The sequence below is a fragment of the Desulfocurvibacter africanus subsp. africanus DSM 2603 genome (assembly GCF_000422545.1).
Classification (GTDB): domain Bacteria; phylum Desulfobacterota; class Desulfovibrionia; order Desulfovibrionales; family Desulfovibrionaceae; genus Desulfocurvibacter; species Desulfocurvibacter africanus.
The window spans coordinates 79,175-104,094 of record NZ_AULZ01000016.1; the positions used below are offsets into that span (position 1 = coordinate 79,175).

The 24,920-nt window shown below is 62.6% G+C and carries 20 protein-coding genes; 12 read left to right on the top strand and 8 right to left on the bottom strand.

The annotated features are described in order from the left end of the window. Positions 1–33 precede the first annotated feature (33 nt). The gene (locus tag H585_RS0112125) at positions 34–1,710 is read right to left on the bottom strand and encodes a PAS domain-containing hybrid sensor histidine kinase/response regulator (protein ID WP_027368016.1); all 1,677 of its coding nucleotides are present in this window, start codon (positions 1,708–1,710) and stop codon (positions 34–36) included. Continuing rightward, positions 1,694–2,860, bottom strand: coding sequence for an alcohol dehydrogenase-like regulatory protein ErcA (gene ercA, locus H585_RS0112130; RefSeq protein ID WP_027368017.1), 1,167 nt, complete (start codon positions 2,858–2,860; stop codon positions 1,694–1,696). Before ercA ends, H585_RS0112125 begins: the two co-directional genes overlap by 17 nt. A gap of 511 nt (positions 2,861–3,371) precedes the next feature. On the opposite strand from ercA, the gene H585_RS0112135 reads away from it, so the two are divergent. After that, positions 3,372–5,882, top strand: a complete 2,511-nt coding sequence (locus H585_RS0112135; protein WP_027368018.1) for an ABC transporter permease — start codon at positions 3,372–3,374, stop codon at positions 5,880–5,882. A 309-nt stretch (positions 5,883–6,191) separates the two neighbouring features. Then, positions 6,192–7,016, top strand: coding sequence for a response regulator (locus H585_RS0112140; protein ID WP_014259831.1), 825 nt, complete (start codon positions 6,192–6,194; stop codon positions 7,014–7,016). A 98-nt stretch (positions 7,017–7,114) separates the two neighbouring features. Here H585_RS0112140 and H585_RS0112145 read toward each other — a convergent pair whose 3' ends face one another. After that, positions 7,115–7,645 (bottom strand): hypothetical protein, encoded by a 531-nt coding sequence (locus H585_RS0112145; RefSeq protein WP_014259830.1) that lies wholly within the window; start codon positions 7,643–7,645, stop codon positions 7,115–7,117. Between the two features lie 10 nt (positions 7,646–7,655). After that, entirely contained in the window at positions 7,656–8,273 is a 618-nt protein-coding gene (gene rdgC / locus H585_RS0112150) for a recombination-associated protein RdgC (RefSeq protein ID WP_014259829.1), read from the bottom strand. A gap of 270 nt (positions 8,274–8,543) precedes the next feature. On the opposite strand from rdgC, the gene H585_RS0112155 reads away from it, so the two are divergent. The 3 genes from H585_RS0112155 (at position 8,544) to H585_RS0112165 (ending at position 10,946) form a co-directional block, all read left to right on the top strand. Then, positions 8,544–9,332 carry a basic amino acid ABC transporter substrate-binding protein gene (locus tag H585_RS0112155; RefSeq protein WP_027368019.1) on the top strand — a complete coding sequence of 263 codons (789 nt, stop codon included), beginning with the start codon at positions 8,544–8,546 and terminating at the stop codon, positions 9,330–9,332. 119 nt (positions 9,333–9,451) lie between these two features. Continuing rightward, positions 9,452–10,213 carry an amino acid ABC transporter permease gene (locus H585_RS0112160; protein WP_420834586.1) on the top strand — a complete coding sequence of 254 codons (762 nt, stop codon included), beginning with the start codon at positions 9,452–9,454 and terminating at the stop codon, positions 10,211–10,213. Beyond that, positions 10,206–10,946 carry an amino acid ABC transporter ATP-binding protein gene (locus tag H585_RS0112165; protein WP_027368021.1) on the top strand — a complete coding sequence of 247 codons (741 nt, stop codon included), beginning with the start codon at positions 10,206–10,208 and terminating at the stop codon, positions 10,944–10,946. Before H585_RS0112160 ends, H585_RS0112165 begins: the two co-directional genes overlap by 8 nt. A 256-nt stretch (positions 10,947–11,202) precedes the next feature. On the opposite strand, the gene H585_RS22170 is transcribed toward H585_RS0112165, so the two are convergent. From H585_RS22170 to H585_RS0112185, 3 genes are all read right to left on the bottom strand, one after another. Continuing rightward, on the bottom strand, positions 11,203–12,075 hold the full coding sequence (locus H585_RS22170) for a FecR domain-containing protein (protein ID WP_161628426.1): 873 nt from the start codon (positions 12,073–12,075) through the stop codon (positions 11,203–11,205). Between the two features lie 13 nt (positions 12,076–12,088). Then, complete coding sequence (locus H585_RS22175) at positions 12,089–14,155, bottom strand: CHASE2 domain-containing protein (RefSeq protein WP_027368023.1); 2,067 nt, start codon at positions 14,153–14,155, stop codon at positions 12,089–12,091. A gap of 471 nt (positions 14,156–14,626) precedes the next feature. Then, the gene (locus H585_RS0112185) at positions 14,627–15,517 is read right to left on the bottom strand and encodes a LysR family transcriptional regulator ArgP (RefSeq protein ID WP_027368024.1); all 891 of its coding nucleotides are present in this window, start codon (positions 15,515–15,517) and stop codon (positions 14,627–14,629) included. 261 nt (positions 15,518–15,778) lie between these two features. On the opposite strand from H585_RS0112185, the gene H585_RS0112190 reads away from it, so the two are divergent. Continuing rightward, positions 15,779–16,633: a DMT family transporter gene (locus tag H585_RS0112190; protein ID WP_027368025.1), complete on the top strand. Its 855-nt coding sequence runs from the start codon at positions 15,779–15,781 to the stop codon at positions 16,631–16,633. 151 nt (positions 16,634–16,784) lie between these two features. Continuing rightward, positions 16,785–17,480 (top strand): B3/B4 domain-containing protein, encoded by a 696-nt coding sequence (locus H585_RS22555; protein ID WP_081678656.1) that lies wholly within the window; start codon positions 16,785–16,787, stop codon positions 17,478–17,480. A 188-nt stretch (positions 17,481–17,668) separates the two neighbouring features. On the opposite strand, the gene H585_RS0112200 is transcribed toward H585_RS22555, so the two are convergent. After that, complete coding sequence (locus H585_RS0112200; RefSeq protein ID WP_027368026.1) at positions 17,669–18,508, bottom strand: 1,4-dihydroxy-6-naphtoate synthase; 840 nt, start codon at positions 18,506–18,508, stop codon at positions 17,669–17,671. A 219-nt stretch (positions 18,509–18,727) separates the two neighbouring features. On the opposite strand from H585_RS0112200, the gene H585_RS0112205 reads away from it, so the two are divergent. The 5 genes from H585_RS0112205 (at position 18,728) to H585_RS0112225 (ending at position 24,836) form a co-directional block, all read left to right on the top strand. After that, positions 18,728–19,471: a TetR/AcrR family transcriptional regulator gene (locus tag H585_RS0112205; RefSeq protein WP_027368027.1), complete on the top strand. Its 744-nt coding sequence runs from the start codon at positions 18,728–18,730 to the stop codon at positions 19,469–19,471. 2 nt (positions 19,472–19,473) lie between these two features. Continuing rightward, positions 19,474–20,628: an aminofutalosine synthase MqnE gene (gene mqnE / locus H585_RS0112210; RefSeq protein ID WP_027368028.1), complete on the top strand. Its 1,155-nt coding sequence runs from the start codon at positions 19,474–19,476 to the stop codon at positions 20,626–20,628. Further along, complete coding sequence (gene mqnC / locus H585_RS0112215; protein ID WP_027368029.1) at positions 20,616–21,725, top strand: cyclic dehypoxanthinyl futalosine synthase; 1,110 nt, start codon at positions 20,616–20,618, stop codon at positions 21,723–21,725. Before mqnE ends, mqnC begins: the two co-directional genes overlap by 13 nt. Further along, positions 21,722–22,582 (top strand): menaquinone biosynthetic enzyme MqnA/MqnD family protein, encoded by an 861-nt coding sequence (locus tag H585_RS0112220; protein ID WP_027368030.1) that lies wholly within the window; start codon positions 21,722–21,724, stop codon positions 22,580–22,582. Before mqnC ends, H585_RS0112220 begins: the two co-directional genes overlap by 4 nt. 340 nt (positions 22,583–22,922) lie before the next feature. Next, positions 22,923–24,836, top strand: coding sequence for an SWIM zinc finger family protein (locus H585_RS0112225; protein WP_027368031.1), 1,914 nt, complete (start codon positions 22,923–22,925; stop codon positions 24,834–24,836). Positions 24,837–24,920: the final 84 nt, after the last annotated feature.

Below are 24,920 nucleotides of genomic sequence, written 5' to 3' on the forward strand. Positions count from 1 at the left end.
CCCTGGCATCCGCCAGGGGAGCCGTTGTTGTTCCTATTCAGCTGATTTCTTGACCTTCTGCGCCACCCACGACAGAACCCTGGCCAACTCCTGCATGTCGATGGGCTTGGAGATGTAGTCGTCCATGCCCGCGGCGAGCAACCGCTCCTTGTCCCCCTCCAGGGCATAGGCAGTCAGGGCTATGATGGGGATGCGGGGATCGACGCCTTTGACAGCGCCGCTCCTGATGATGCCGGTCGCCTCCTCCCCCGACATTTCCGGCATGCGCACGTCCATGAAGATACAGTCGAAGTGCCGCCCTTCCAGTTTCTCCAACGCTTCCCTGCCGTTCGACGCCACCACGACCTCATGGCCCCGCTGCTCAAGCAGGCTCTGAGCCAGGAGCTGGTTGATCAAGTTATCCTCGACCAGCAGGATTGAGAGGGGCTCGCTCGCCTCGGGAGCCTTCTCCAACGCCTGGACCCGTTTCCCCACCGCCGGGCCCGCCGCCCTGGACAGCCTGACGGTGAAATGGAATGTGCTTCCTTTGCCAGGATCGCTCTCCACCCAGATTCTCCCGCCCATCATCTCCACGAGTTGCCTCGAGATAGACAAGCCGAGACCCGCGCCACCGTACTTCATGTGCGCCGAAGTGCCGACTTGGGAGAAGCTCTCAAATATCTTCTCCTGCTTGTCGGCCGGGATGCCTATGCCCGTGTCCCGGACACTGAACAGAAGCTGCACGCTCTCTCCGCCCGCCAGTCCCTCCGGCTCGGTCCGATCGACCCGCACGACGACGCTGCCGCGCTCGGTGAACTTGATGGCGTTGCCCACCACGTTTGTCAGCACCTGGCGTATCCGGCCCTGGTCGCCCGCGAGCCGCTCCGGGACGTCCGGATCAATACTCCAGCGCAGAGGAAGGTCCTTTTTCTTGGCCATATAGGAAAGTGGCCTGAGCGTCGTCTCGACCATATGACGCGGATCGAACTCGCGGAGATCGAGCTGCAACCTACCGGCTTCGATCTTGGAAAAATCCAGGATGTCGTTGATGATGTTGAGCAGCGCAAGGCCAGACTGCTTGATAAACCCCAGATACTCACGCGTTTGGACATCGCTGGCGGTGAGCAGGGCGAGTTCGACCATGCCGATGATCCCGTTCATGGGCGTGCGAATCTCGTGGCTTATGTTGGCCAGGAATTCGCTCTTGGTCCTGCTGGCCGATTCGGCCGCTTCCTTGGCCTGCTTCAACTCGTCCTCGGCCTTTTTGCGATCCGTGATGTCGCGCACCACAGCCACGGCATATCGTTTGCTTTCGAAGTAGTGCAGGCTCAGATTGATCTCCAGTGGAACAATGTGGCCGTCGGATGCGCGCATGGACATCTGAAAGCGTTCCTCGGCCGGGAGACCAGCCTCTCCGCCTGCGGAAAGGTGTTCCCCCCAAGCGTCTGCCGTCTCGCCAGGAAGAGCATCCCGCAGGCTGATCCGCACCGCCTCCGGCTTGCATCGCCCAATTAGGCGGCAAGCGGCCTTATTCAGATCAATGATGCGACTTGATGCGATATCGACAAGGAGAATGGCGTCGCTTACCGCGTCGAGAAGGACGCGGAAGCGTTCCAGATCCGAAAGGCGACGCTGCAGCTCCGGGTAGTAGGTCTTCCTGACGGACCGCTCGCCCAGGCCGATGAGCTTATCGCGTAAAGGATCGCTGCCCCGGTCAGAGCGCTTGTTCATACAACCTTTCGATGTCCTTTTGCGTTGGCCGGCGGGGATTGGTGATCATGCATGGGTCGCGCATCGCCTTTTCGGCCAAAGTTGGGATATCCGTCCGCATTACGCCGAAATCCCTGAGCGTCCTGGTTGCGCCCGTTTCCCGCTTGAGCCCCTCGATGGCGTAAAGAAGCGTTTGCTTCCTTTGCGCCATGGTCATCCCTTTCAGATCGAGGCCCACTGCCTCGCTGATATCGCAATACCGCTCCGCGGCATGTTCGAAATTGTAGTCGATGACATGACTGAGCAGGATCGCATTGCTCTCTCCGTGGTGCACGTCGAGGAGTCCGCCCAGGCTGTGCGCCATGGCATGCACCGCACCCAGGATCGCGTTGGAGAAGGCCAACCCGGCCTCCAGGCTGCCCAGCATCATCCTGCCTCGCAGATTAAGATTCTGCGGGTCCCGCATGACTGCTGGCAGGGTCGGGAATATACGCCGCAGCGCGCTCAGGGCGAAGAGGTCCGTGACAGGAGAGCTGGCGTTGGAAACGTACGCCTCAATGGCATGAGCCAGGGCGTCGAGGCCGCAGTTGGTTGTTGTCTCCAGGCTCATCGTCGTGGTCATGACAGGATCGATAAGGGATGCGTCCGGGACCATGGTTTTGCTGACGATGGCGATCTTCACGCGGCGGGCGGTGTCGGTGATAATGGCGAACTGGGACACGTCGGCGGAGCTGCCAGCGGTAGTGGGCACGCAGACGAGAGGCGGACCTGGAACATCGACCTGGTCCACGCCCTCGAACTCCAGGATGTGGCGTTTGCTGGCGCTGACGATGCCCACCCCTTTGGCCAGGTCCATGGGGCTGCCGCCGCCGACTGCTACGATGGCGTCGCATCTCTCCTCCCGATAGACGCGCGCGCCCTCCATCACCTCGCTCTCCCGAGGGTTGGGAGTGACCTCGGAGTACATGGCCCACGACAGGCCGGCCTCCTCCAGGCTGGCCTGAACCTTGCCCGCCCATCCCGCGGCGATGAGATTGGGATCGGTGACGAGAAAGACCCGTCTGGCTCCAAGATTCAGGGCATATTGCCCGGCAAGACCGGAAGCGTCCCGGCCGAAGACGAACTCCGGCGCGGCGAACTTACGCAAATCGAGAAGCTGGGCGTCTGCCATGGCAACCTCCCGTCGGGCGGGGCGCTGGGTCACATCTTTTCGCGCTGGTTAGCCGGCATCCGACTAAGGATTGAACCAGTCGGCGGAAGATGGCTGGGTGACGCCGAGCGCCCTCTCTGTCCCGGCGCCGTAAGCCTTGTCAGCGAGGTTCCGAAGCATTGCAATCAAAGTATTAGTTTGAACGGCAGGCCAGGGACAGAATCACCCGCTTACACTATTGAGCCCATGGTACAGTATTGGACCATCATGACAACAATGAATCCCATGAATTCCATGCCAGCCCACGATCAAGGCGCTTGGCCCGCAGGCAAAGACACATGTCGGCATCCGACAGTCGGCCCAACTGACCACTCTTATGGCGGTTTCGGCCTTGTCCTGATCCGCCGCAGACGGTAACCTGATCAAGAGATTATGGCCGACCAATGATAAAACACCCATTGCGAGAACACCCTCGGGCAAGGAAGACCTCTGCATACAGAGTCTACCTTCCCTTTGGCCGCTAGAGGCTTCCATGACCCCTCTCACAATTTCCCTCGCCCGCCGCGAGCTGCGCGGCGGGCTCAGGCGTTTCGGGGTTTTTCTGGCCTGCCTGGCGCTCGGCGTCGGCGTCATCGCGGGCGTGGGCACGCTGTCCGAAGCCATCGAGCGCGCCCTGGCCCAGGACGCGCGGGCGCTGCTCGGCGGCGATGCGCAACTGCGCACGACTTTCGCCGAAATCCCGCCGGATGTGTTGGCCTACGTGCAGGAGCGCGGTCAGGTCTCCCGCTCGGCGCGCATGCGCGCCATGGCCGGTTCGCCGGGCGGAAGCCGGACCCTGGTGGAACTCAAGGCCGTGGATGAGACGTATCCGTTTTACGGCGACATGGTCCTGACCCCGGACATCGATCTTGAGCAGGCCTTGGCCGTGCGCGACGGCCTGCCAGGCGCGGTGGCCGACCAGGAGTTGCTGACCCAGCTCGGACTTTCCGTTGGCCAGCGCATCGTCGTTGGCGACATGGAACTGGAGTTGCGCGCGGCCATCGACAAGGAGCCGGACCGGGTCGTGTCGGCCTTTGCCCTGGGGCCACGGCTCATGATCTCCATGCAGGCCCTGGAGCAGTCCGGTCTAGTCCTGCCCGGCAGCATGGTACGCAGCGACTACAACATCCGGCTGCCGTCCAAAGCCAATGCCCAGCGATTCGTGAAAGACCTGAGCGCGGCTTTCCCTGACGCCCCCTGGAGCGTGTCGGACTACACGCGCGCAGCGCCCGGCGTGCGCCGCGTGGTGGAGCGCATGGGCCTGTTCCTGACCCTGGTGGGCTTGACGGCGCTGCTGGTGGGTGGCCTTGGCGTGGCCGGGGCCGTGGACGGCTACCTGTCGGGCAAGCTGCGCTCCATCGCCATCCTCAAGTGCCTGGGCGCGCACGGTGCGCTGGTCACGCGCGTCTACCTGGCGCAGATCCTGGCCATAGCGCTTGTGGGCACGCTGCTGGGCCTGGCCTTGGGCCTGACCTTGTCCTGGGTCGCGGCCGGCACGCTGGCGGGTTGGCTGCCCGTGGAAGTCCGCGTGGGCTTCTTCATGCGGCCCCTGGCCACGGCGGCCGGCTTCGGCATGCTCACGGCCCTGGTGTTTTCCTTGCCACCGCTGCTGCGCGCGCGGGCCGTGCGGCCGGCCGGACTGTTCCGCTCCTACCGTGGGCCGGGCCGCCAGCCGCTCACGGGCCGGGCGCGGTTGTACGTGGTCTTGGCCGGGCTGGCCCTGGCCGGGTTCGCCATCGCCGTGACGCCGCAACGATCCACGGCGGCCTGGTTCGCCCTGGCCGCCGCGCTGGCCTTCGGCCTGCAACTGCTCCTGGGGCGCGGCCTGGCCCGCCTGGCCGGCGCGCTCAAGCCCCGCGATCCGCTACTGGCCATGGCCCTGCGCAGCCTGCGCCGCTCGGGCAACGCACCCACGGCTATGGCTTCCCTTGGCCTGGGGCTCACGGTGCTCGTGGCCATCATGCTTGTGCAGGGCAACCTGCGCCGCCAGGTGGACATGGAGATGCCCGCAAGCGCGCCAAGCTTCTTCTTCGTGGACATCCAACCGCATCAGGTCGAGCAGTTCGAGTCCGCCGTGGGTCAGGTTGCCGGCGTCGAGCGCGTGGAGCGCATGCCCATGCTGCGGGCGCGCATCACGGCCATTGACGGCGTGCCCGTGTCCAAGGCCAAGGTCGATCCGTCCGTGGCCTGGGCCGCGCGCGGCGACCGGGGCGTGACCTATGCGGCCGAGCTGCCCGAGCACAACCGGCTGGTGGCTGGCGAATGGTGGCCGGAGGATTACGCGGGCGAGCCGCTGGTGTCCCTGGCCGCTGACATCGCCGAGGGCTTCGGCGTGGGCGTGGGCGGCACGTTGACCCTGAACGTCCAGGGACGCGGCTTCGAGGTGAGGATCGCCAATTTGCGCGAAGTGGAGTGGACCAGCCTGGCCATGAACTTCTCGCTGGTCATGTCGCCGGGCTTCCTGGAATCCGCGCCCCAGACGCACCTGGCCACGGTCTATGCCGCGCCCGGCTCCGAGGACGAGGTGTTCAAGGCCGTGACCTCGATCCTGCCCAACGTGACCGCCGTGCGCGTCAAGGACGCCCTGGCCACGGTCTCGCGCATGCTCTCGACCATGGGCAGGGCCGTGCTGGCCGTGGCCAGCGTGACCCTGGCCGCCGGTCTGCTCGTGCTGGCCGAGGCATTGCGCGCGGGCCTGCGCCGTCGTTACTACGAGGCCGTAGTGCTAAAGACCTTAGGCGCCACGCGGCGTGACGTGCTGGTCCTCATGCTTTGGGAACACCTGGCCCTGGGCCTGGGCGCGAGCCTGTCCGCCGCACTTCTGGGCAGCTTGGCGGCCTGGCTGTCCGTTACCCGGCTCATGGAGGCGGTGCGCTGGACCTTCCTGCCCGGCATGGTCGCGGGCACGGCCGCGGCAGGCACGCTGGCCGTCGTCCTTTTCGGGTTGGCGGGCATGCGCCGCATGCTCGGCCAGCGCCCCTGGCAGGTGCTGCGCAACGAGTGACCTAGGTGAGCAGAATGAAAGGCTGTTCAGGGAGTTAGCCCCAGCCGCTTGACCTGAACGGCGGGCTACGCCCCCATGGCTGACGTCAAACCGCCCCAGTGTGCTGGCTGAATGCGCATCGTGCCGTTATTGCAAAGCATTGTTCTTAGTGCCCGTCTTGCCGGCACCGTTTCTCTCAAAAAGAAAGCCATTAATCCATGCTTCCCTGTTCCCATGATGTCGAAATTCTGGTAGTGCTCGGCCCGATACTCCGCGCTTTGCGCACCCCGGGCCATGGCCCGGAAAGATAAACCATGGGAGGGAGCCTTCATGGCGGCATTACCGGCACGACACATGCGGCCCGAATCGGACACCGACGCACCGCCGCTCTCCGGCCAAGCGCTCGCGCAGGCCAGCCGCGATCCCGGCCTGCGCATTCTGGTGGCCGAGGACAATCCCGTGCACAGGGCCTACCTGCTACAGACGCTTATCGACCTCGGCCACAGGCCCGAGGCCGCGGTCAACGGCATGGAAGCGGTGAAGCTCCTGAGCTCCATCGATTTCGACCTGGCCTTCTTGGATTTGCGCATGCCCGTGCTGAACGGCGAGGAAGTCCTGCGCAGCATACGGGACGGCTTTATCGCCAGGGTTGATCCAGCCCTGCCGGTGGTGGCCGTGACTGCCCAGTGCGAGCGCGGCCTGCGGGTACGCATGTCGGCCGCGGGCTTCGACGCCTTCATCGGCAAGCCCTTGCGCCGCAGCGACGTGTTCCAGACCCTGAAAACGCTCGTGGATCAGGACCGGCACGACACGCCGGCCGTGGATCTGCCCGCTGCCAGAAGCTGGCTGTGCAACGATGACGGCACGGTCTTCAAACGCATCCTGAACATTTTCCTGGAGCAGGCCACGGGCTTCCTGAACTTGTCCTCCGCCGCCCTGGCGGCCGGCGACACGGACACGCTCCGCTTCGGCAGCCATTCCCTGGCCAATTCCGCGGGCATGCTGCAGGCCGAACGACTGCGTCTGGCCTGTCTGGCCCTGGAGAAGACGACCAGGGTAGACGACATTGAAGCCGCACGGCAGGCGCTTGCCCCGGTCAAACAGGAGCTGGCTCCGGTCACGGCTGCCGTGCGATCCTATCTGGAGCGTTGTTGAGAGGCGGACTGCCGCGTGAAGAAAAGGCCGGCCAAGCGCAAGCGCTCCGGGTGATCGGGCGCAAGGCATGACCGGCCTTAGTCAGCTTGATTAGTACGTTACCGTGCGGTCAACCAGGTGCGGAAGGCTTTCAGCTCCTGAGGCCACTTGATCGAAGACAGGCGGACTTCCAGGAACTGGCGGTAAAGCAAATCCATGAAGCCGATGCACTTCTCCAGCAGATAGAGCTTCTCCAGCCACATGCCATCAGGATCCTCGCCCTGCTCGCGACGCGTGTCCACCTTGGGCGTGCGCACCGAGTTGTAGGCGAAGTCCTCGGCCTTGAGCTGCATGGTCCACTCCTCGCCGTCCTGAGCCAGGCGCAGCAGGGCGCGGTTGACCTTCTTGCCCGTGCTCAGGCCCATGCGCGCCTCGCGCATCTCGGCATGCGGACCGGCCACGGTGGCTACCTCCTTGCCATCGCCGCTGCCGCCCTCCACGGACACGCGCTGCTCCATGTAGACTTCGAACCATTCGTCGCCGGCCTTGAAGCGGCCGCCTTCGTGCTCGCTCTTGAACCACAGCCAGGTCAGGAACTCCTGGCCCAGGATGGCGCTCTCGCGCTCGGAAAGATAGAGACCTTCGGACATGAACGGCCTCCTAGCCGGGGAAGTCGGTGGGTTCCAGGGATTCGAGCCGCGGCAAGGCTTCCTCGCCCAGCATGCGCGAGGCCAGGAAGAAGGGAGTCAGCGGCTCAAGGGCCAACTCGAAGGTCAGCGTGAACAGATCCTCGAACAGGCTGCGCACCTTGGAGTTGGTTGAGGCCAAATAAACCGTATGCGTGCGCAGGTCCCAGGCAGCCTCGAACACCGCCGGCACCGGCAGGGCCCTGGCGCGCAGCTTGAGCATGACCTGGTCGCGTATCTCGCGCTTGCGGTCTTTAGGCATGAAGCGCTTGTCCGGGTCCTCGATGGACTCCAGGTAGGAGCGCTCGGCTATGGCCACATGTTTTTTGAACACCGCGGGCTGCACGCGACGCGTGTCCAGGCGCAGGGAAAAGATCAGGAAATGTCCTTTCTCCGGCGGAGACGCCTTCCACTTGCTGTCCAAATAGTCATCGGCGCAGACCCAGCCGAAGGAGCGCTCGTCGGCGGTGTGGTCGATGTCCTGGAAGGCGTGCTTGACCAGCCGCTCCGGCGCCTCGCGCAGGAGCTGATCGTTCACGTCGTCCATGATGCGGTAGCGCGAGAGGCTCACGCTTGCGGAAAAGAAAGCCAAGGCGGCTCCTCCCAGTTAGACGGGGTTCACGGGTTCGACCATGCAAGGCAGCTCCGCCATACCGCATATCAACGCGGCTTGCCACTCCAATGGCGGCTGTCGCACCGCCAGGAAGGCCGCCAACAAATCAAAGCACTTGTCAAGTCGCCCAATGTAAGGCTATGGGATGCCATTCCAGGAACTAAGGGCTGTTGAACTGAGCCAGGCGTTATCTTCGGCTAGAGTGTTGACTCGCAAGACAAGGAAACAGATCGTCAAAGGAGCACCGTTATGTCCAAGCGGACCATTCTGATCTTACTCGTGGCTATCGTTGCCATCGCTGGCATATATTATTTTGTCAACATGGATAAGAAAGCCGAAGAAGTTGCTACCACCCAGGACATAGTCATCGCCAGCGACGCCACTTGGCCGCCCATGGAGATGCTTGATTCCAACAAGCAGGTCGTTGGTTTCGCTCCCGACCTGCTGCAGGCCATCGGCAAGGCCGCCGGCTTCAATCCCGTCATTAAGAACGTGGCCTGGGACGGCATCTTCGCCGGCCTGATCGCGGGCAAGTACGACATGGTCAGCTCCTCCGTGTCCATCACCGACGAGCGCAAAGAAACGATGCTCTTCTCCGAACCCTACTTCGAGGTCAAGCAGGCCGTGATCGTGCAGAAGGGCTCGGGCATCAAGTCCGCCGCCGACCTGACCGGCAAGACCGTGGGCGCCCAGATCGGCACCACCGGTTACTTCGCCGCCAAGGCCCTCAAGGGTGTGACCGCCAAGACCTACGACGAAGTGGGCCTGGCCATCGAGGACCTCTACAGCGGCCGCATCAACGCCGTGTCCTGCGACGACCCCGTGGCCGCCAACTACGCGCTGCTGCAGCCCGAGTACTCCGACAAGCTGGAAATCGCCTTCATCCTGCCCTCCGAGGAGAAGGAATACTACGGCTTCGCTTTCCCCAAGAACAAGAAGGGCGAGGAAAACGTCGCCCTGGTCAATAAGGGCCTGGCCAAGATCAAGGCCGACGGCACCTACGACGCCATCGTGAAGAAATGGTTCAGCGCCAAGTAGGATTTTGGAATGCATTTGGACTGAGCATGATGCATCGAGCCGGGACCCCGGGTTTCCGAGGTCCCGGCTTTGTTTTCCTCCACCGGTAACCCTACTTTACAGCCATGCCTGAAGACAGAATGCAATTCGAGATCACCGAGGGCTCGGCCATCAAGCACCCGAGATACAGCGGCTTGCTCAACGCGTGGACACTGTCCTTCGTCGGCGCGCTGGCCGCAATCCTGTATCTCGTCTACTCCCGGCCCGACCCGTACTGGCGCATCCTGAAGTTCCTCCCGGACGGCATCCTGGTGACATTTCAGGTCACCACCGCCTCCATCTTCTTCGCCCTGCTCCTGGGTCTGCTCACCGGGCTGGGACGCGTTTCCGGCAACAGGATCGTCAATGTCGTGGCCTCCACCTACGTGGAGGTAGTCCGCGGCATCCCGCTGCTGGTGCAGCTCTTCTATGTCTATTACGCCCTGGGCCGCTACCTGCAGGTGCCGGACATGGTGGCCGCCGTTCTGGCCATGAGCGTCTGCTACGGCGCGTACATGGGCGAGATATTCAGGGCCGGCATCCAGTCCATCGACAAAGGCCAGACCGAAGCGGCGCGTTCCCTGGGTTTCTCCAAGCGGCAGACCATGTTTCTGGTCATCCTGCCCCAGGCCTGGCGGACCATCCTGCCTCCCGTGGGCAACGAATTCATCATGCTGCTGAAGGACACTTCCCTGGTGTCCATCCTGGCAGTCACGGACATGCTGCGCCGGGGCCGTGAGTTCGCCAGCGAGACGTTCTACTATTTCGAGACCTATACCCTGATCGCGCTCATCTACCTGGTCATCACGCTGCTGCTTTCTCGCGGCGTGGCCCACATGGAACGGAGGCTCTCCTATGACTAAGGCCGAGCCGATCATCAGCATTCGCGACGTACGCAAGTTCTTCGGCCAGCTCCAAGCCTTGCGGAACGTATCCCTGGACGTGCGCAAGGGCGAGAAAGTGGTCATCATCGGTCCCAGCGGATCGGGCAAGTCCACCCTGCTGCGGGCCATCAATCGTCTGGAGGAAGTCGACGCGGGCCAGATCGTCGTGGACGGCCAGAACATCTGCTCGCCGGAAGTCGACATCAACCTCGTGCGCCAGGAACTGGGCATGGTCTTTCAGAGCTTCAACCTCTTCCCGCACAAGACCGTGCTCGAAAACCTGACCATGGCCCCCATGAAGCTAAAAAACATTCCGCGCGAACAGGCCGAGGCCAAGGCCATGGAACTGCTCGATCGCGTGGGTATCAAGGAGAAGGCTTCGGTCTATCCGCGCAAGCTCTCGGGCGGCCAGCAGCAGCGCGTGGCCATCGCCCGCGCCCTGGCCATGAATCCCAAGATCATGCTCTTCGACGAGCCTACTTCGGCCCTCGACCCGGAGATGATCGGCGAAGTGCTGGACGTCATGAAGGTTTTGGCCCGCTCGGGCATGACCATGGTCGTGGTCACGCACGAGATGGGCTTCGCCCGCGAAGTGGCCGATCGGGTCATCTTCATGGACCATGGCGAGATCATAGAAACCGGCACTCCCGAGCACTTCTTCGTCAATCCCGAGCACGAGCGCACCAAGCTCTTCCTCAGCCAGATACTATAAAGCCGAACCGGGAGGGCTCCGCCCTCCCGGACCTACATTGCCAGGGGCGCGCCCCTGGCGACCCTCCTTGTAAACACTCAAGGCCTGCCGGCTCCGCACCCATCGGGCAACCCTGGCAGCCCAGCCCTTTACAGGCTATATTTTCATCGACTTGCATCCATAATCGGATCTTCCAATACTGAGATCGGGCCACGGTCCGACTGGACCGTGGCGTCAAGGTTAGGCAGACGTAGGCTCAATGGCGAGATGCGGTTGGCTACTTGTGGTCCTTACCGCCACCCTGCCCCTGGCCATGGCCCGTGCCTTGCCCACCGCCATTGCCACTGTTGCCACTGTTGCCGTTGTTGCCGTTGTTGCCGTTGTTGCCGTTGTTGCCACTGTTGCCGCTGTTGCCGCTGTTGCCGTTGTTGCCACTGTTGCCGCTGTTGTTACCACCGCGATTTCCACCGCGGTCGCCCTTTTCGCCGCCCTTACCACCAGCAGCACCCTTCGTGACTCCCAGGCCCCCATTAAGGCCGCTGTTTCTGCCAACCCCGAAGTTGAACGAACGCTCGCGCTTGTTTTCCTTCGTGACGCTAGCTTTGGTCGCTACTGGCGCCGCCTTGACGGCCTCCTTCTGGGAAAGGCCCTTGGGAGTGCTCTGAACAGCCTCTCCCTTGTTAACCGTGGTTCGCCCACCGCTGCGGTCGCTGACCTCGACGCTTCCGGACCTGACGCCAAGCCTGGAAAGCTTCTGGCTGACCTCGACGGTGAAGGCGGTGCCTCTCACGGAAGCGACCATGTGGGGCGTGACGACATCGAGTTTGTTGCCAGGCTTTATGCTGAAGTCCACCTTACCCTTGGGGACATCGAAGCGGAGAACGTCATCCTGAATGCCCAGGTACTTCAACTCCGTTTCTTCTTCGGCCGTGACATGCAGCTCGCGGCCCTCCTCGGTGAGTTCGATGCGGCTGTTCCCGAACACGGATATCGTGCTCCCAGGCGAGAGCGTGGCCATGTCCGACTTGCCAGCGGGATTCGAGATCCGCACGGTCCCTGTCTTGGCCTTGATGCCCAAGTCCTGCGCAAGAGCCGTGTGCGGCAAACCTGCGACGAGGGCAATGAGTAGTACCAGGATGTATCGTGCCATGTGCATATCCTCCTTATCCTTCTTCCCGAAGGATGCTAACGAAGATGTCGACGAGTTCGGGATCGAGCTGGGTCCCGCGCGCTCCCTCAAGGACTTCAATGGCTTCCGTTTTGGACATGGCCTTGCGGTAGGGCCGGTCATTGCTCAAAGCGTCAAATACATCCACGACGGCTATGACACGGGCGGCAAGGCTGATCTCCTCGCCCTTGAGCCCATGCGGGTAGCCTTTGCCGTCATACCGCTCGTGGTGTTCGAGCATGCCCCGGACGACTGTCTGGGGAAGCGGCACCGAGGCGAGTATCTGGCTTCCGATGAGCGGATGCTGCTTGATGGCTTCGAATTCCTCGGGTGAAAGGCTGCCCGTCTTGTTCAGAATGTTGTCTGGAATGCCGATCTTGCCTATGTCGTGAATGAGCGCCCCGAAATGGATGTCCATGCGCGTTTGCCGGTCCATTTGCAGACGCTCCAGGAATTTGCCTACGCCTGCGGAGACACGCTCGGAATGCTTGCCACTGATGACGTCCCTGACGTCCAAGGCGCTGCATATAGCTCTTATCGTCCCGACGAGGTTTTCGTTTAGACGTTCCGCGTGCTCCAGCATGGTGAAATACCAGTGCCAGGAGAGCATCGTCGTGCCGATGGCGTACGATATCTGCAGCTCGCAGCGTTTCCTCCAGCCGACTACGCAGTAGCAGCCCGTCGCCTCGCCATCCGCCAGGGGGATGAGCATGATGTGCTTCTGCCCCTCGTATCCGCATGAAAAAACGGTAATCGAATTCGGGCTGGCCTTGGCTTGGAGCTGCTTGGGCAACTCGGCCTCGGGCAGATTGGTATGCAGCAGGACCATTCCGAGCCTGCCGCCCAAAGCATCCCAGTTATCCCGCAGGTACGTATCGAAATCCTTGCAGAGCGAGCTGCCGAGCAGGTCGTGAATGTGCCTGAGAGAGAAGCGGTGCACGCGGTTGAGCGAGTGCATGCGCATGCTTCGTGCGGCGAGTAACCCCATGTACGTGCCGCCGAGAGCCAACTCGGGGCCCACGATGCCCAGCCAAAGCCGGCCGTGCAGGGACACGACGGCTCCCAGCCCGAGCAGCAGGACGAGGCCCAGCGCCAAGAGGATTGACCTGCCCGGTGGAAGCAACAGGGCGAGCAGGCCTCCGACCAGCGCAAGGAGCATGGCCAACGCGGCCTCGGTCAAAGGGCTTGCACGCATGAGCGTCAGGCCTGATCTGAGCGCCTGGTAGGCCTCGATATTGTAGATGACGCCAGGGACCATCTGGCTGCCGGACCTATGCGGGAGAGCATACACGTCCCCCAGACCGGCGGCGGTCATGCCGACGAAGATCACCCGATCCTGGAAGGTCGCCTCGGGAACACGTCCGGCCAGCACGTCAACATATTCGTAGCTGTCGTAGTCTTCTGGAACGAGATCCAGCCAAACCCTGTTTTCCTTGTCGGCGATAAACTGGTTGCCGCACAGGCGCATTGAATAGCTGCCGGCAGCTGAAGAGGCCATGAGCTCCGCCTTGCCGCAGGAGGCCTGACCCACGGCAATGGGCAGCGACTGAAACGCGCCATCCTCGGTCGCCAGAATGGGCCACAGGAAGCGCAGGGTGCCGTCGATGTCCGCGCCCACATTGGTCAGCCCGATATCGCGGCAGGCATCCAGGAGCTCCACCACCGGCGGAACGAGGCGCGGGAGGCCCTGCGCCGGAGTCCGCATGGCGTGGCTGGCAAGTATCACCCGACCATGACTTCTCATGGCATTTGCGAATTCGAGATCACCCTGGCCTTTTTCAGAGAAGAGAATGTCGAAAGCCACGATACGCGCCGAGGCAAGCCGTTCAACCAGCCGGGCATGCCGGGATCTCGGCCAGGGCCATTGGCCAAGCAGAGCCAGACTTCGCTCGCCGATGGCAATCAGGATAGGCCTCTCCCCACTTGCTTCCCAGCGCAACCAACTCGTCTGCCAATCCAGGGCGATCCGCTCGATCCTTTCCAGTGGCGGCACACGCTGGTAAGCCAGCAAACCCCAGCAGATGCTGAGGACAAACAGGAAAGAGATGGCAATTTGCTTCATGTGCTATACTAATAACAAAATATGGCTAAAGCTATAAACCCAAGGACATACAACAAGCAATCACACAAGGTTTGCCTCACACGAACCGCTTATTTATATCCATGCATGCAATCAAGCTGAACGCCTTAATATATCCATAGGAGTGGGTAATCCATACTGCCTTCATCCAGGCAAATTGTTTATTCATTCAATCATGGATGCATTGAAGATGTCAAAGCATAGCAGCGACATCTGAATACTAGGCAGGGTCTGATTTGAGAAAGGTAGGGAGATAGCGGCCTGGCTGCTCAGCATTGTTATCTCCACAGGGCATAACGCAATGAAGCAGCATTCTTTTACCTAATAATGTAAAAACAGCTCGACCGTAATGCTATCGATCTGCGTATCCAAGCAGATTCAACGTCGCTTATTTTGGTTTGAACAAACCACGGCGACCGGACTTGCGGCTTTGGTCATGGAAGGCATTGCGCCCTAGGGTCCCAACAACTCCCGAGCCCTGGCCGCCAGGCAGCGGCCGAGTTTGCCCAGCAGCTCCGAGTTGATGTTCCAGGCGTGCCAATAGAGATCCACGCGCAGGACATGGCCCGGAGCCAGGTCCACGATGCTGCCGTCAGCCAGCAGCGGCGTTGACTGCTGCTCCGGGAGCATGCCGCAGGCAAGGCCCTCGGCAATGGCCCAGGGAAAGCGTTCGGTTGAGGGCAGATAGAAGGCCGCGAACGTTTCGGGAGTCGCACCCAGGGCTTGGCGGCACAGCTTCACATGCAGCGTGTCGCTGCGGTTGAACACGAGTATGGGCGCTCGGCTCACGTTCTCCAAACTCAGGCCTTCAGGAAACCAGCGCGCCGCGAAGCCCGGCGAGGCCGTCAGCCGGTAGTCCATGCTGCCCAGCCGCTCCGCGCGGCAGCCCTGCACGGTGCGGGCCTCGGCGCTGATGCAGCCAGCCACTTCGCCGTCGCGCAGCAGGAGCAAAGTCTCTTCCTGGTCCAGGGTGCGCAGATCCAGCACAACCGGCTCGGCCAGCAGAAATGGCCTCACCGCGTCCAGGAACCACAAGGCCAGGCTGTCCGCGTTCACCCCGATGGCCAGGGAAACATGGTCCTCACCGCCCCCCGGCCCCAGGTTGTCCCGCAGATCCTCCTCCAGCAGCCGCACTTGGAGGCAGTGCTTGAGCATTCGCCGACCCGCCTCGGTAGGCGCGGGCGGCTTGGTGCGCGTGAGCAGCACCTGACCAACTGCCTCCTCTAATTGGCGGATGCGCTGGGACACGGCGGACTGCGTGATGTGCAGGGCACGGGCGGCCCGTTCGAAGCCGCCTTCCTGGATCACGCACGCGAAGGCTTCCAGCAGTCTGTAGTCGAACATGAAATTTGTATTAGCTTGGCTAATGCAATCTGAAAAGTATTCATTTCACGACGCAAGCCACCTCTGATAGTTGGAAGCTCCATGGCGGTGCGCTCAGCCGAACGGCTGTCCACGTCATCTTTTTGCCTTGCTGGTTTTAGATCAAGCCACGCCGCAAAAGGCGCGAGGGAAGCGTTCGCCCCGGCAGGCAAAGCTTATTATGTTCGGTTTGGCTTACAAGATGCGCCGCACCCGGTGCTTGATGCGATACAGGAGAACTCCATGGCCGCCACGGATGCATTGGCGATGACTTACGGACTGTGCTCGGCCCTGAGCTGGGGGGCTAGCGATTTCAGCGGCGGATACGCCACGCGTGGCGCGGGCGTGATAACCGTGGCCTTCCTGTCGCAGACCGTGGGAGCGATATTCCTGCTCGCCCTCGTCCTGCTGCTGGGCGCGCCCATGGCCGCCGCAGGATCGCTCCTGTTCGGCGCCATGGCCGGGCTGTGCGGGGCCATGGGCCTCATGGGGCTCTACACCGGGCTGTCCAAGGGCCGCATGGGCGTCATCGCGCCCACATCGGCCGTGCTCGCAGCCCTGCTGCCCACGCTTTTCGCCATGCTCACCCAGGGCCTGCCAGCTGCCAGCACGTTGTTGGGCTTCCCCCTTGCCATGGCCGCGGTCTGGCTGCTGTCCTCGTCCGGCGGCATGACCAAAAGGCAACTCTCCAGCAGCCGCGAACTGCTCATGGCCCTGCTGGCCGGAGCCGGGTTTGGTCTGTTCTTCATCTGCATCGACGCGGCCGGCGGCGAGGGCTTCCTGTGGACGCTGCTCTGCGCCAGGGGTGCGTCCATCAGCATGTTCGGGTTGGTCCTGCTCACGCGGGGCGGAATCCGGGCGCAGTCCCAGCGACAGATGGTGCTCATCGCCATCTGCGGCCTGCTGGACACCACGGGCAACGCCCTGTTCGCCATGGCCGCCCACCTCGGGCGGTTGGACATCGCGGCCGTGCTCTGCTCGCTCTACCCTGGCGTGACCATCATGCTGGCCTGCCTGCTGCTGAAAGAGCGGCTGTCGTTACGGCAATGGGGCGGCGTGGGCGCGGCGCTGGGAGCGATCGTGCTGATCGCATCGTGAGGAAGAAGAGGGAAAGGCCATAGGCGAATATTGAGGAGGGCGCCGCCCCCTCAATGTCGGCCAAATTCGTCATCCCTTGGCCGTTTTCGTCCCAAATTTCAGGCAGTTCTCATGTAACGTGAGAACGATGAGTCACTAAGAGGATTATCTGATGGTTTCCGTTCTTCCATCAATTGACCCTGCGATATATAAAATCGCACCTGAATTCAAATGCCTGAATGTTACAGTGGAGGGTTCAGAAATTGGGAACCCAGACATTGCACGAGAAGTGTTGGAGAATGCGTGTAGATCTGTCCTGGAGGATGATGTCCCTTGGGCTGAGAAGCATATGGAGGAGTGGGCTGAAGCTTTCAAGCGGTTTGGAGCGAAACCGAATCGGACTTCTTGCTCAGCAGCCGCTTTGAGAAAGCGCGTATTGAAAGATGGCTGTCTCCCGAGCATAGACCCGATCGTCAATCTCTATAATGCAGTAAGTATTCGCTATGCCATTCCTGTGGGAGGAGAAAATATAGCTGCCTATGTAGGGATGCCAAGGCTGACCATTGCTGATGGCACGGAGAGCTTCGACATAATGAAAAATGGTGAAGCAGCATATGAGTCTCCTGCTAAAGGAGAAGTCATTTGGCGCGATGATGTCGGCGTAACTTGCCGTCGTTGGAACTGGCGGCAATGTGTAAGAACACGCATTTGCTCTGAAACTCGTAACATATGGTTCATATTGGAAAGCTTGCCTGCCATGCCACTGGAGAGCTTGTACGAGGCAGGTAAAACATTGACTGACAACTTGAAACTCATAATGCCTGCTGCTGTTATTGAACAAAAGCTAATCATTGTGGATAAAAGCTAAAAAAAGCAATCCAGGCTATTTTAGAGCAGATTGCTTTTAAGACGCCCGCTCCGGCGTTGATGGCGCAAGTGAATTGCGCCTACGCCTACGCGGCGGCAAGCCATGCCGACGCATGGCTTGCAGAGCATTTTCAAAAGCAAAATGCTCTAATCCCTCAAAGGCGGGCTGCCCGATTATGTATTGGCTGTTTATACACCGCTAAACATGTCGGCCTCAGGCAATCTCATTCCCTCCACCTGCGCCGCCGCTTCCAGCAACCGCATCACAGCCGCCTGGCCCTCTTCCCGCAAATCCAGCGAAAAGTCGGTCACGAACATCTCGATGTGCGCGCGGATGACCTCGGGCGAGAGTTCCTGCGCGTGGGACGTGATCCAGGGCCAAGCGTCCTCGGGGTGCAGGCGGGCGTGGATCAGGCTGGCGCGGATGACCTCGGCCACCTGCCGCGCAATATCCGGCCCAAGGCTGCGGCGCACGGCGATGGCTCCCAGCGGAATGGGCAGGCCCGTATCGCGCTCCCACCATTCGCCAAGGTCGAGAAGCTTGCGCAAGCCATGCGCTTCGTAAGTGAAGCGGCCCTCGTGGATGACCACGCCGGCAGCGACCTTGCCTTCCGCCACGGCCGGGATGACCTCGTCGTAACGCAGCACGGGGCGCGGGCCGTGGTGCAGACCGGTCAGCTCCAGCAGCAGGTGGGCCGTGGTCAGCCTGCCCGGAATGGCCACAGGCGCGTCGGCGATGTCCTCCAGCCGCACGCCCGGACGCGCCACGAGCAGCGGCCCGCAGCCCCGGCCCAGCGCGCCGCCGCAGGGCAGCAGGGCGTACTTGTCCAGGAAGCGCACGGCAGCGGCCACGCTGATCTTGACCACGTCGTATTCGCCCCGCCCGGCCCTGGCGTTAAGCGTCTCCACGTCCTCCAGGCAAGTGTCGAACGTGCTCCCGCCCATGTCGATGCGGCCATGGACCAGGGCCTCGAAAATGTACGTATCGTTAGGGCAAGGCGAGATGCCCAGACTTAGTGCTCGCATCATATCCTACCTGAATGGCTTACTCTTTACCAGATGACCACCCGGTCATTGACAGCCTCTCTCGGCCTGCCTATACCCTGATGACCACCTGGTCACCAGACCTTTTTACCTGACCCAAACATCGCGGGTCCAGGGGCGCGTCCGCCCCTGGCGGGGAGAGGTCTGGAGAGGGGTAGCGCCCCTCTCCAGTTACTGCATGCAGCAACAGCCGAGCAATCGAACATGTCGACGCAGCACAAGCCGCCTTGCCCATCCGCCGCCGAGCGAACCGAGAGCGACGAGCCGAGCATCGTCGCGGAGATGATCGACGGCCGCGAGCCGAGCAAAACCTTCGGCAACCTGGAGCCGGCCAAGCGCGAGCGCGTCATCGAGGCCGCCGTGGAGGAGTTCAGCGAGCGCGGCTTCGAGGCTGCCAGCGTGAACCGCATGGTGGCCAGGCTGGGCATCGCCAAGGGCTCCATCTTCAAGTATTTCGGCAGCAAACAGGCCCTGTTTCGCTTCGCCTTCGGCCACGCCGCCGCCGAGTTCGCCGCGTCCCTGCGTCAGGTACGCGACGGTTCCGGCGACCTGGACTTCTGCAACCGCATACGCGCCAGCCTGCTGGCCGGCGTGCGCTTCATCGACGCCCACCCGCGCCTGTACCGACTCTATCTGCGCGTGGTCTTCCAGGAGGACTTCCCCATGCGCAGCCCTCTGCTGGCCGAGGCTCGCGCCCAGTCTGGCAAGTACCTGCGCCGGCTGGTGACCGACGGCCTGGAGCGCGGCGAGCTGCGGCCCGGCCTGGACCCCGACTGGGCCGTGTTCTTCCTGGACGCGGCCATGGACCGTTTCCTCCAGGCCTATGCCGTGGAGCACATGGACGCGGCCTGCGGCCTGCACCGCGCCGATCCCGAGACCCTTGCACGCCGCCTCGACCAGCTTGTGGACGTTCTGCGCCACGGGTTGTGCGCAGGCAGCACGGAGTAATCATGACCGATTTAGCCACCATGCACGCCCGTTACGATCGCCTGGGCCTAGCCGATGTCGCCGCCAGGGTTCTGGGCGGCGAACGCTTGAGCATCGAGGACGGCGAGCGGCTCTTCGCCTGCCCGGACGTCACGGCCCTGGGCGCGCTGGCCCATCACGCGCGCACGCGGCTGCACGGCGACAAGACCTATTTCGTGGTCAACCGCCACTTGAACTACACGAACATCTGCGTGAACGGCTGTCTTTTCTGCGCCTACCGCCGCGAGCGCGGCGAGGACGGGGCCTTCGCCCTTAGCCTGGAAGAGGCCGAGGCCAAGGTGCGCGCCACGCCCGAGGACACGGCCGAAATCCATGTCGTTGGCGGCTGCCACCCGAGCCTGCCGCTGGCTTTCTTCGAGGAGCTGCTCGCGCGCGTGAAACGACTGCGACCCAAGGCCCTGCTCAAGTGCTTCACGGCCGTGGAGATCGCCCACTTCGCCAGGCTGGAATCCATCACCCCGCGCGAGGTGCTGGCCAGACTCAAGAACGTCGGACTGGTCATGATGCCCGGCGGCGGGGCCGAGATCTTTGATCCCGAGGTGCGCACGCGCATCTGCCCGCACAAGCTCACTGCCGAGGAATGGCTGGACATCCACCGTCTGGCGCATTCCATGGGCCTGCGCACTAACTGCACCATGCTCTTCGGCCATCTGGAGACGCGCCGCCACAGGATGGAGCACCTGGATGCCCTGCGCCGCCTGCAGGACGAGACCGGTGGCTTCACCTGCTTCATCCCCCTGCCCTTCCAGACCGAGAACAGCCGGCTGACGGGCATCACGCCCCTGACCGGCCTGGAGGAGCTGCGCACCATCGCCGTGAGCCGGCTCATGCTCGACAACATCCGGCACATCAAGGCCTACTGGGTCATGCTCGGCGTCAAGCAGGCCCAGGCCGCGCTCTACTACGGGGCCGACGATCTGGACGGCACGGTGGTCGAGGAGAAGATCGGACACATGGCCGGGGCCAAGTCCGAGGCGGCCCTGACCAAGACCGAACTGATGGCCATGATCCGCCATTGCGGCTTTACGCCTGTGGAACGCGATTCCCTGTTCAACGAACTGTCCGAGCCATCCGCACTGCTAGGCCCGGCATCCCAGGAGGCCGCATGCGCCAGCTAGCCGAGACATCCGATATCCTGTCCCGCGCCGTGGACGGCGGACGCCTGGACAAAACCGAGGCCCTGCGCCTGTGGCGCGAGGCCCCGCAGCACGACCTGGCCCACGCCGCGCACGCCCTGCGCCTGCGCAAGGCCCCGGCCGACATCGTGACCTACGTGGTGGACCGCAACATCAACTACACCAATGTGTGCGTGTGCGGCTGCAAGTTCTGCGCGTACTTTCGCGCTCCGGGCCAGCCCGAGGGTTTCGTGCTGCCCTTCGAGGAGCTGGGCCGCAAGATCGACGAGACCCTGGCCCTGGGCGGCACGCAGATCCTGCTGCAGGGCGGTCACCATCCGAACTTGCCCTTGTCCTGGTACGAGGACATGCTGCGCTTCATCAAGGGCAACCATCCCATCCACGTGCACGCCTTCTCACCGCCCGAGATCGTGCACTTCGCCGGGCTGTCCGGTCTGTCCACGGCCGAGGTCATCGCCCGGCTGAAGCGCGCGGGCCTGGACTCCATCCCCGGCGGCGGGGCCGAGATACTCGTGGACCGCGTGCGCCGGGAGGCCTCGCCCAACAAGTGCCCGGCTGGACAGTGGCTGGCGGTCATGGAAGAAGCCCACAACCAGGGCCTGCGCACCAGCGCGACCATGATGTTCGGCCACCTGGAGACGGACGAGGAGCGCATCGAGCACCTGCTTGCCTTGCGCGACGCGCAGGACCGCACAGGCGGCTTCACGGCCTTCATCCCCTGGACCTTCCAGCCGGACAACACGGCCCTGGCCGCCACGGTGCGCGAGAAGCAGGCCGCGCCGGTCTACCTGCGCTTCCTGGCCCTGTCGCGGCTGGTGCTGGACAACTTCGCCAACCTGCAGGTGTCCTGGGTGACCATGGGTCCCAAGATCGCCCAGCTTGCCCTGTTCCACGGCGCCAACGACTTCGGCTCGACCATGATCGAGGAGAACGTGGTCGCCGCGGCCGGAGTGAGTTTCCTCATGGGCGAGGACGAGATTCGCAAGCTCATCGAGGACGCGGGCTTCGCGCCCAGGCGGCGGCGCATGGACTACTCGCAGGCCCCGGAACCCTCGGCCCGAGCCACGGAGGTCGCGTGATCAGACGCGAAACTCCCGCGCCCGTGCGCCTGGGGCGCATCGGCTACCTAAACGTCCTGCCCATCTACCATCCGCTGGAGACCAGGGCCGTGGACAACGACTTCGTGGTCGAGTCCGGCCCGCCAGCAAAGCTCAACACGATCATGGAGGCCGGCGGCCTGGACCTGTCAGCCTGCTCGTCCATCGAGTACGCCCGCAGGCCCGAGCGCTACCTGCTCGTGCCCGACTTGGCCATCGGCAGTTGCGGCCCGGTGCAGTCCGTGCTGCTCCTGTCGCGCGTGCCCCTGGACCGCGCCTCGAAGATCCTGGTCAGCGCCCAGACGCACACCTCGGCCGCGCTGCTGCGCCTCATGCTGGCCACGCGCTTCGGCCTGCGCCCGGACTTCGAAACCGGCGACATCCGGAGCCGCTTGGCCGCCGGCGAGCCGCCGCAAGCCTTCCTGGCCATCGGCGACGAGGCGCTGCGCCTGCGCCGCCTGCCAGACTACCCCTACGCCCTGGACCTGGGCAGCGAGTGGAACGCCTGGACCGGCCTGCCCTTCATCTTCGGCGTCTGGATCGTGCGCCGCGAGGCCGCCGCGCAACTCGGCCCGCGCATGGACCGGGCCGTGCGAACTCTGCTGGCCGCCAAGGCCCACGGCGCGGCCCGCCTGCCCGACTACGCGCTCCTGGGCGAAGCCCAGGGCATCCTCGACGCGCCCAGCCTGCGCTCCTACTTTCGCGGCCTTGTCTACGACCTCGGCCCCGAGGAGCAGGAAGGACTGCGCGCGTTCTACGCCAAGCTCGCCGAAGCCGGAGCCATCCCGGCCGCGCCCAGGCTGGAGTTCTACCAGTCGCGCGACGTTGTGGCCGCGTAAGATTATAACCAAAGGCTTGAGGAGGGCGCAGCCCTCCTCAAACTCCTCCCGCCAGGGGCGGACGCGCCCCTGGCCCCCCGTATGCTGCCTTGATGATCCCGCCGATATTCTCGAAGCAATCCCTCCTGATATGATCCTGCACAAAAAGCGGGTTCCAAGGGTCTGCTGCCCTTGGTGGATTGCCTATGTTTTTCACATAACCTGTTAAAATAAAATGGTTACAAAGCCACCACCAACTCTTGCTTCAGGTACTGTCTCGTGCATAATATGCAGCATTTTGACCTTTCCCCCTTGAATCCCGGCTTTGCCGGGGCAGGTGACATTAACAAGGCAGAGCGCCATGCCCGACAAGCCGACGCTTCCACGGCACTTCGAATCCCTGTCCTGGGACGATCTCGTCACCTGGGCAGGGAGCAAGATCGCTGGCCGAGGTCGAGATTACCAACGCAAGGGCAGGGTTAAGGCTCTGGCCGTAACCGCTGATGGCGGCCTCATCGCCTCCGTCATCGGTTCCGAGCGGTACGCGGTCCAGGTTCGCATGGATGCGGAGGGAATCCTCAAATCCCAATGTACCTGCCCATACGAATTGGATTGCAAGCATGGCGTAGCCACAGTGCTGGAATACTTGGCCCGAGTTGGTCAGGACAGACCGATCCCCAAGGCGGACCCGCGGGACGAGCCTTTGGCCTGGAAATCCGACGACGATATTGATGGCGATGACGAAGATGACGCCGACGCATGCGGGCCGGCGCTGTCCAGGGATGTCTTGGCCCAGGTGGATACGTTGCTCAGCGAAATGACGAAGGCGGACCTCGTCAAAATGATCCTGGGGTTCGTGGAAAAATATCCCGAAGTAGCGTCTGAACTCCAGGACACTGTCCAGTTGCGCGCCGGAGATGTCGCCGCGCTCACGGCGCGTTTGCGCGAGGAAATCCGCGAAGCCAGCAGTGAACCTGGGTGGCAAGACCGCTGGGGCGGCGAGGGCTACACGCCTGACTACTCCGGCATCCGCGACAGACTGGAAACCTTGCTTACCGCCGGCCATGCCGACGCGGTGCTTGACCTCGGCAAGGAGATCATCGAAAGCGGCACTAACCAGGTTGAAACGAGCGAGGACGAAGGCGAAACGGCCATGGAGGTCTCCAGTAGCATCGCCGTGCTTCCGCGCGCCCTTTCGGCCTCCTCTCTGCCGGAAGCCGAAAGGCTTTTGTGGGCCTTGGATGCCGTACTCGACGATCCGTTCGACCTTTGCGCCGCGCTTGCCGACTACCTGGGGGAAAAGCACGCAAGCGCCGCCTGGAATATCGTGGCCGACGCCCTTCTCAAACGCCTGGCCACCGAGAAATTCCGCAAGAGCGAGTTCGGGAGCGCCTACTGGCGGGACCAGCTCACCAACTGGACCATACACGCCCTGGAACAGGCCGGCAGGCAGCGGGAGATCCTCCCTCTGTGCGAGGCTGAAGCCGAGAAGACGGACAGCTATGTCCGCCTGGTCACGCGCCTGATTGCCTTGGAGCGCTTTGCGGATGCGGAGCGTTGGATTCATAAAGGCGTTCAGGCCACGCATAAGGATCGTCTGGGAACTGCTTCCCAACTCAGGGATGCGCTACTGGTTGTCAGGATCCGCCAACAAGATTGGCCAGCCGTGGCGATTCTGCATGTAGAGGAGTTCGTTCGGAGTCCTTCAGTTCAGGATTTTGAAAACTGTAAGAAAGCGGCCCAGCGGCTTGATATATGGACGATAGTCCGCCGCACCCTCCTGGAATACCTCGCCGGTGGCCAGCAACCCTGGAAACAACCGGAATGGCCTTTGCCGGCCCCAGACAAGGACACCCCACAGCTCGAACAAAGGGACACCTTGCCCAATTTTTCCATTCTGATCGAGATCGCCATCCATGAAAAGAACCCTGAGGAAGTGTTGCGTTGGTACGACCGCCGCCCACAGAGGCCTTTCTTCGGGTACAGCACCCTGGACGAAGACGTGGCCACGGCCGTGGCCTCATACGCCCCGGATCAGGCCGTGAGCATATGGAAGACCCTGGCGGAACGGGAGATAGCCAGGACCAAACCGAGCGCCTATCATGAAGCGGCGAGCTATCTGCGAAAAGCAGCCAAGGTCATGCTCCGGGAGAAGAGAGAAGCCGACTGGGAACAGTATCTGGCCAGATTGCGATCAGAACATTTACGTAAAAAGCGTCTGCTTGAGGTTCTCGACACCTTGAGCGCGGAACCAACCGTGAAGAAAGGACGTTAACGACTGCCGCTTCCATGACAACCGGCACACGTTCTGCTCGGAATTGGTGTTGGCCGGCTTGGAAGGGTTGGGGAGGTCTAGGCC

What these genes read in the sequence shown, in the direction of transcription:
- ercA (WP_027368017.1), bottom strand. Translation starts at nt 2,860, where the DNA reads ATGGCAGACGCCCAGCTTCTCGATTTGCGTAAGTTCGCCGCGCCGGAG.
- H585_RS0112140 (WP_014259831.1), top strand. Translation starts at nt 6,192, where the DNA reads ATGGCGGCATTACCGGCACGACACATGCGGCCCGAATCGGACACCGAC.
- H585_RS0112145 (WP_014259830.1), bottom strand. Translation starts at nt 7,645, where the DNA reads ATGTCCGAAGGTCTCTATCTTTCCGAGCGCGAGAGCGCCATCCTGGGC.
- H585_RS0112165 (WP_027368021.1), top strand. Translation starts at nt 10,206, where the DNA reads ATGACTAAGGCCGAGCCGATCATCAGCATTCGCGACGTACGCAAGTTC.
- H585_RS0112185 (WP_027368024.1), bottom strand. Translation starts at nt 15,517, where the DNA reads ATGTTCGACTACAGACTGCTGGAAGCCTTCGCGTGCGTGATCCAGGAA.
- H585_RS0112135 (WP_027368018.1), top strand. Translation starts at nt 3,372, where the DNA reads ATGACCCCTCTCACAATTTCCCTCGCCCGCCGCGAGCTGCGCGGCGGG.
- H585_RS0112200 (WP_027368026.1), bottom strand. Translation starts at nt 18,508, where the DNA reads ATGATGCGAGCACTAAGTCTGGGCATCTCGCCTTGCCCTAACGATACG.
- H585_RS0112160 (WP_420834586.1), top strand. Translation starts at nt 9,452, where the DNA reads ATGCAATTCGAGATCACCGAGGGCTCGGCCATCAAGCACCCGAGATAC.
- H585_RS0112205 (WP_027368027.1), top strand. Translation starts at nt 18,728, where the DNA reads ATGTCGACGCAGCACAAGCCGCCTTGCCCATCCGCCGCCGAGCGAACC.
- H585_RS22555 (WP_081678656.1), top strand. Translation starts at nt 16,785, where the DNA reads ATGGTTTCCGTTCTTCCATCAATTGACCCTGCGATATATAAAATCGCA.
- H585_RS0112155 (WP_027368019.1), top strand. Translation starts at nt 8,544, where the DNA reads ATGTCCAAGCGGACCATTCTGATCTTACTCGTGGCTATCGTTGCCATC.
- mqnC (WP_027368029.1), top strand. Translation starts at nt 20,616, where the DNA reads ATGCGCCAGCTAGCCGAGACATCCGATATCCTGTCCCGCGCCGTGGAC.
- mqnE (WP_027368028.1), top strand. Translation starts at nt 19,474, where the DNA reads ATGACCGATTTAGCCACCATGCACGCCCGTTACGATCGCCTGGGCCTA.
- H585_RS22175 (WP_027368023.1), bottom strand. Translation starts at nt 14,155, where the DNA reads ATGAAGCAAATTGCCATCTCTTTCCTGTTTGTCCTCAGCATCTGCTGG.
- H585_RS0112225 (WP_027368031.1), top strand. Translation starts at nt 22,923, where the DNA reads ATGCCCGACAAGCCGACGCTTCCACGGCACTTCGAATCCCTGTCCTGG.
- H585_RS22170 (WP_161628426.1), bottom strand. Translation starts at nt 12,075, where the DNA reads ATGGCACGATACATCCTGGTACTACTCATTGCCCTCGTCGCAGGTTTG.
- H585_RS0112190 (WP_027368025.1), top strand. Translation starts at nt 15,779, where the DNA reads ATGGCCGCCACGGATGCATTGGCGATGACTTACGGACTGTGCTCGGCC.
- H585_RS0112125 (WP_027368016.1), bottom strand. Translation starts at nt 1,710, where the DNA reads ATGAACAAGCGCTCTGACCGGGGCAGCGATCCTTTACGCGATAAGCTC.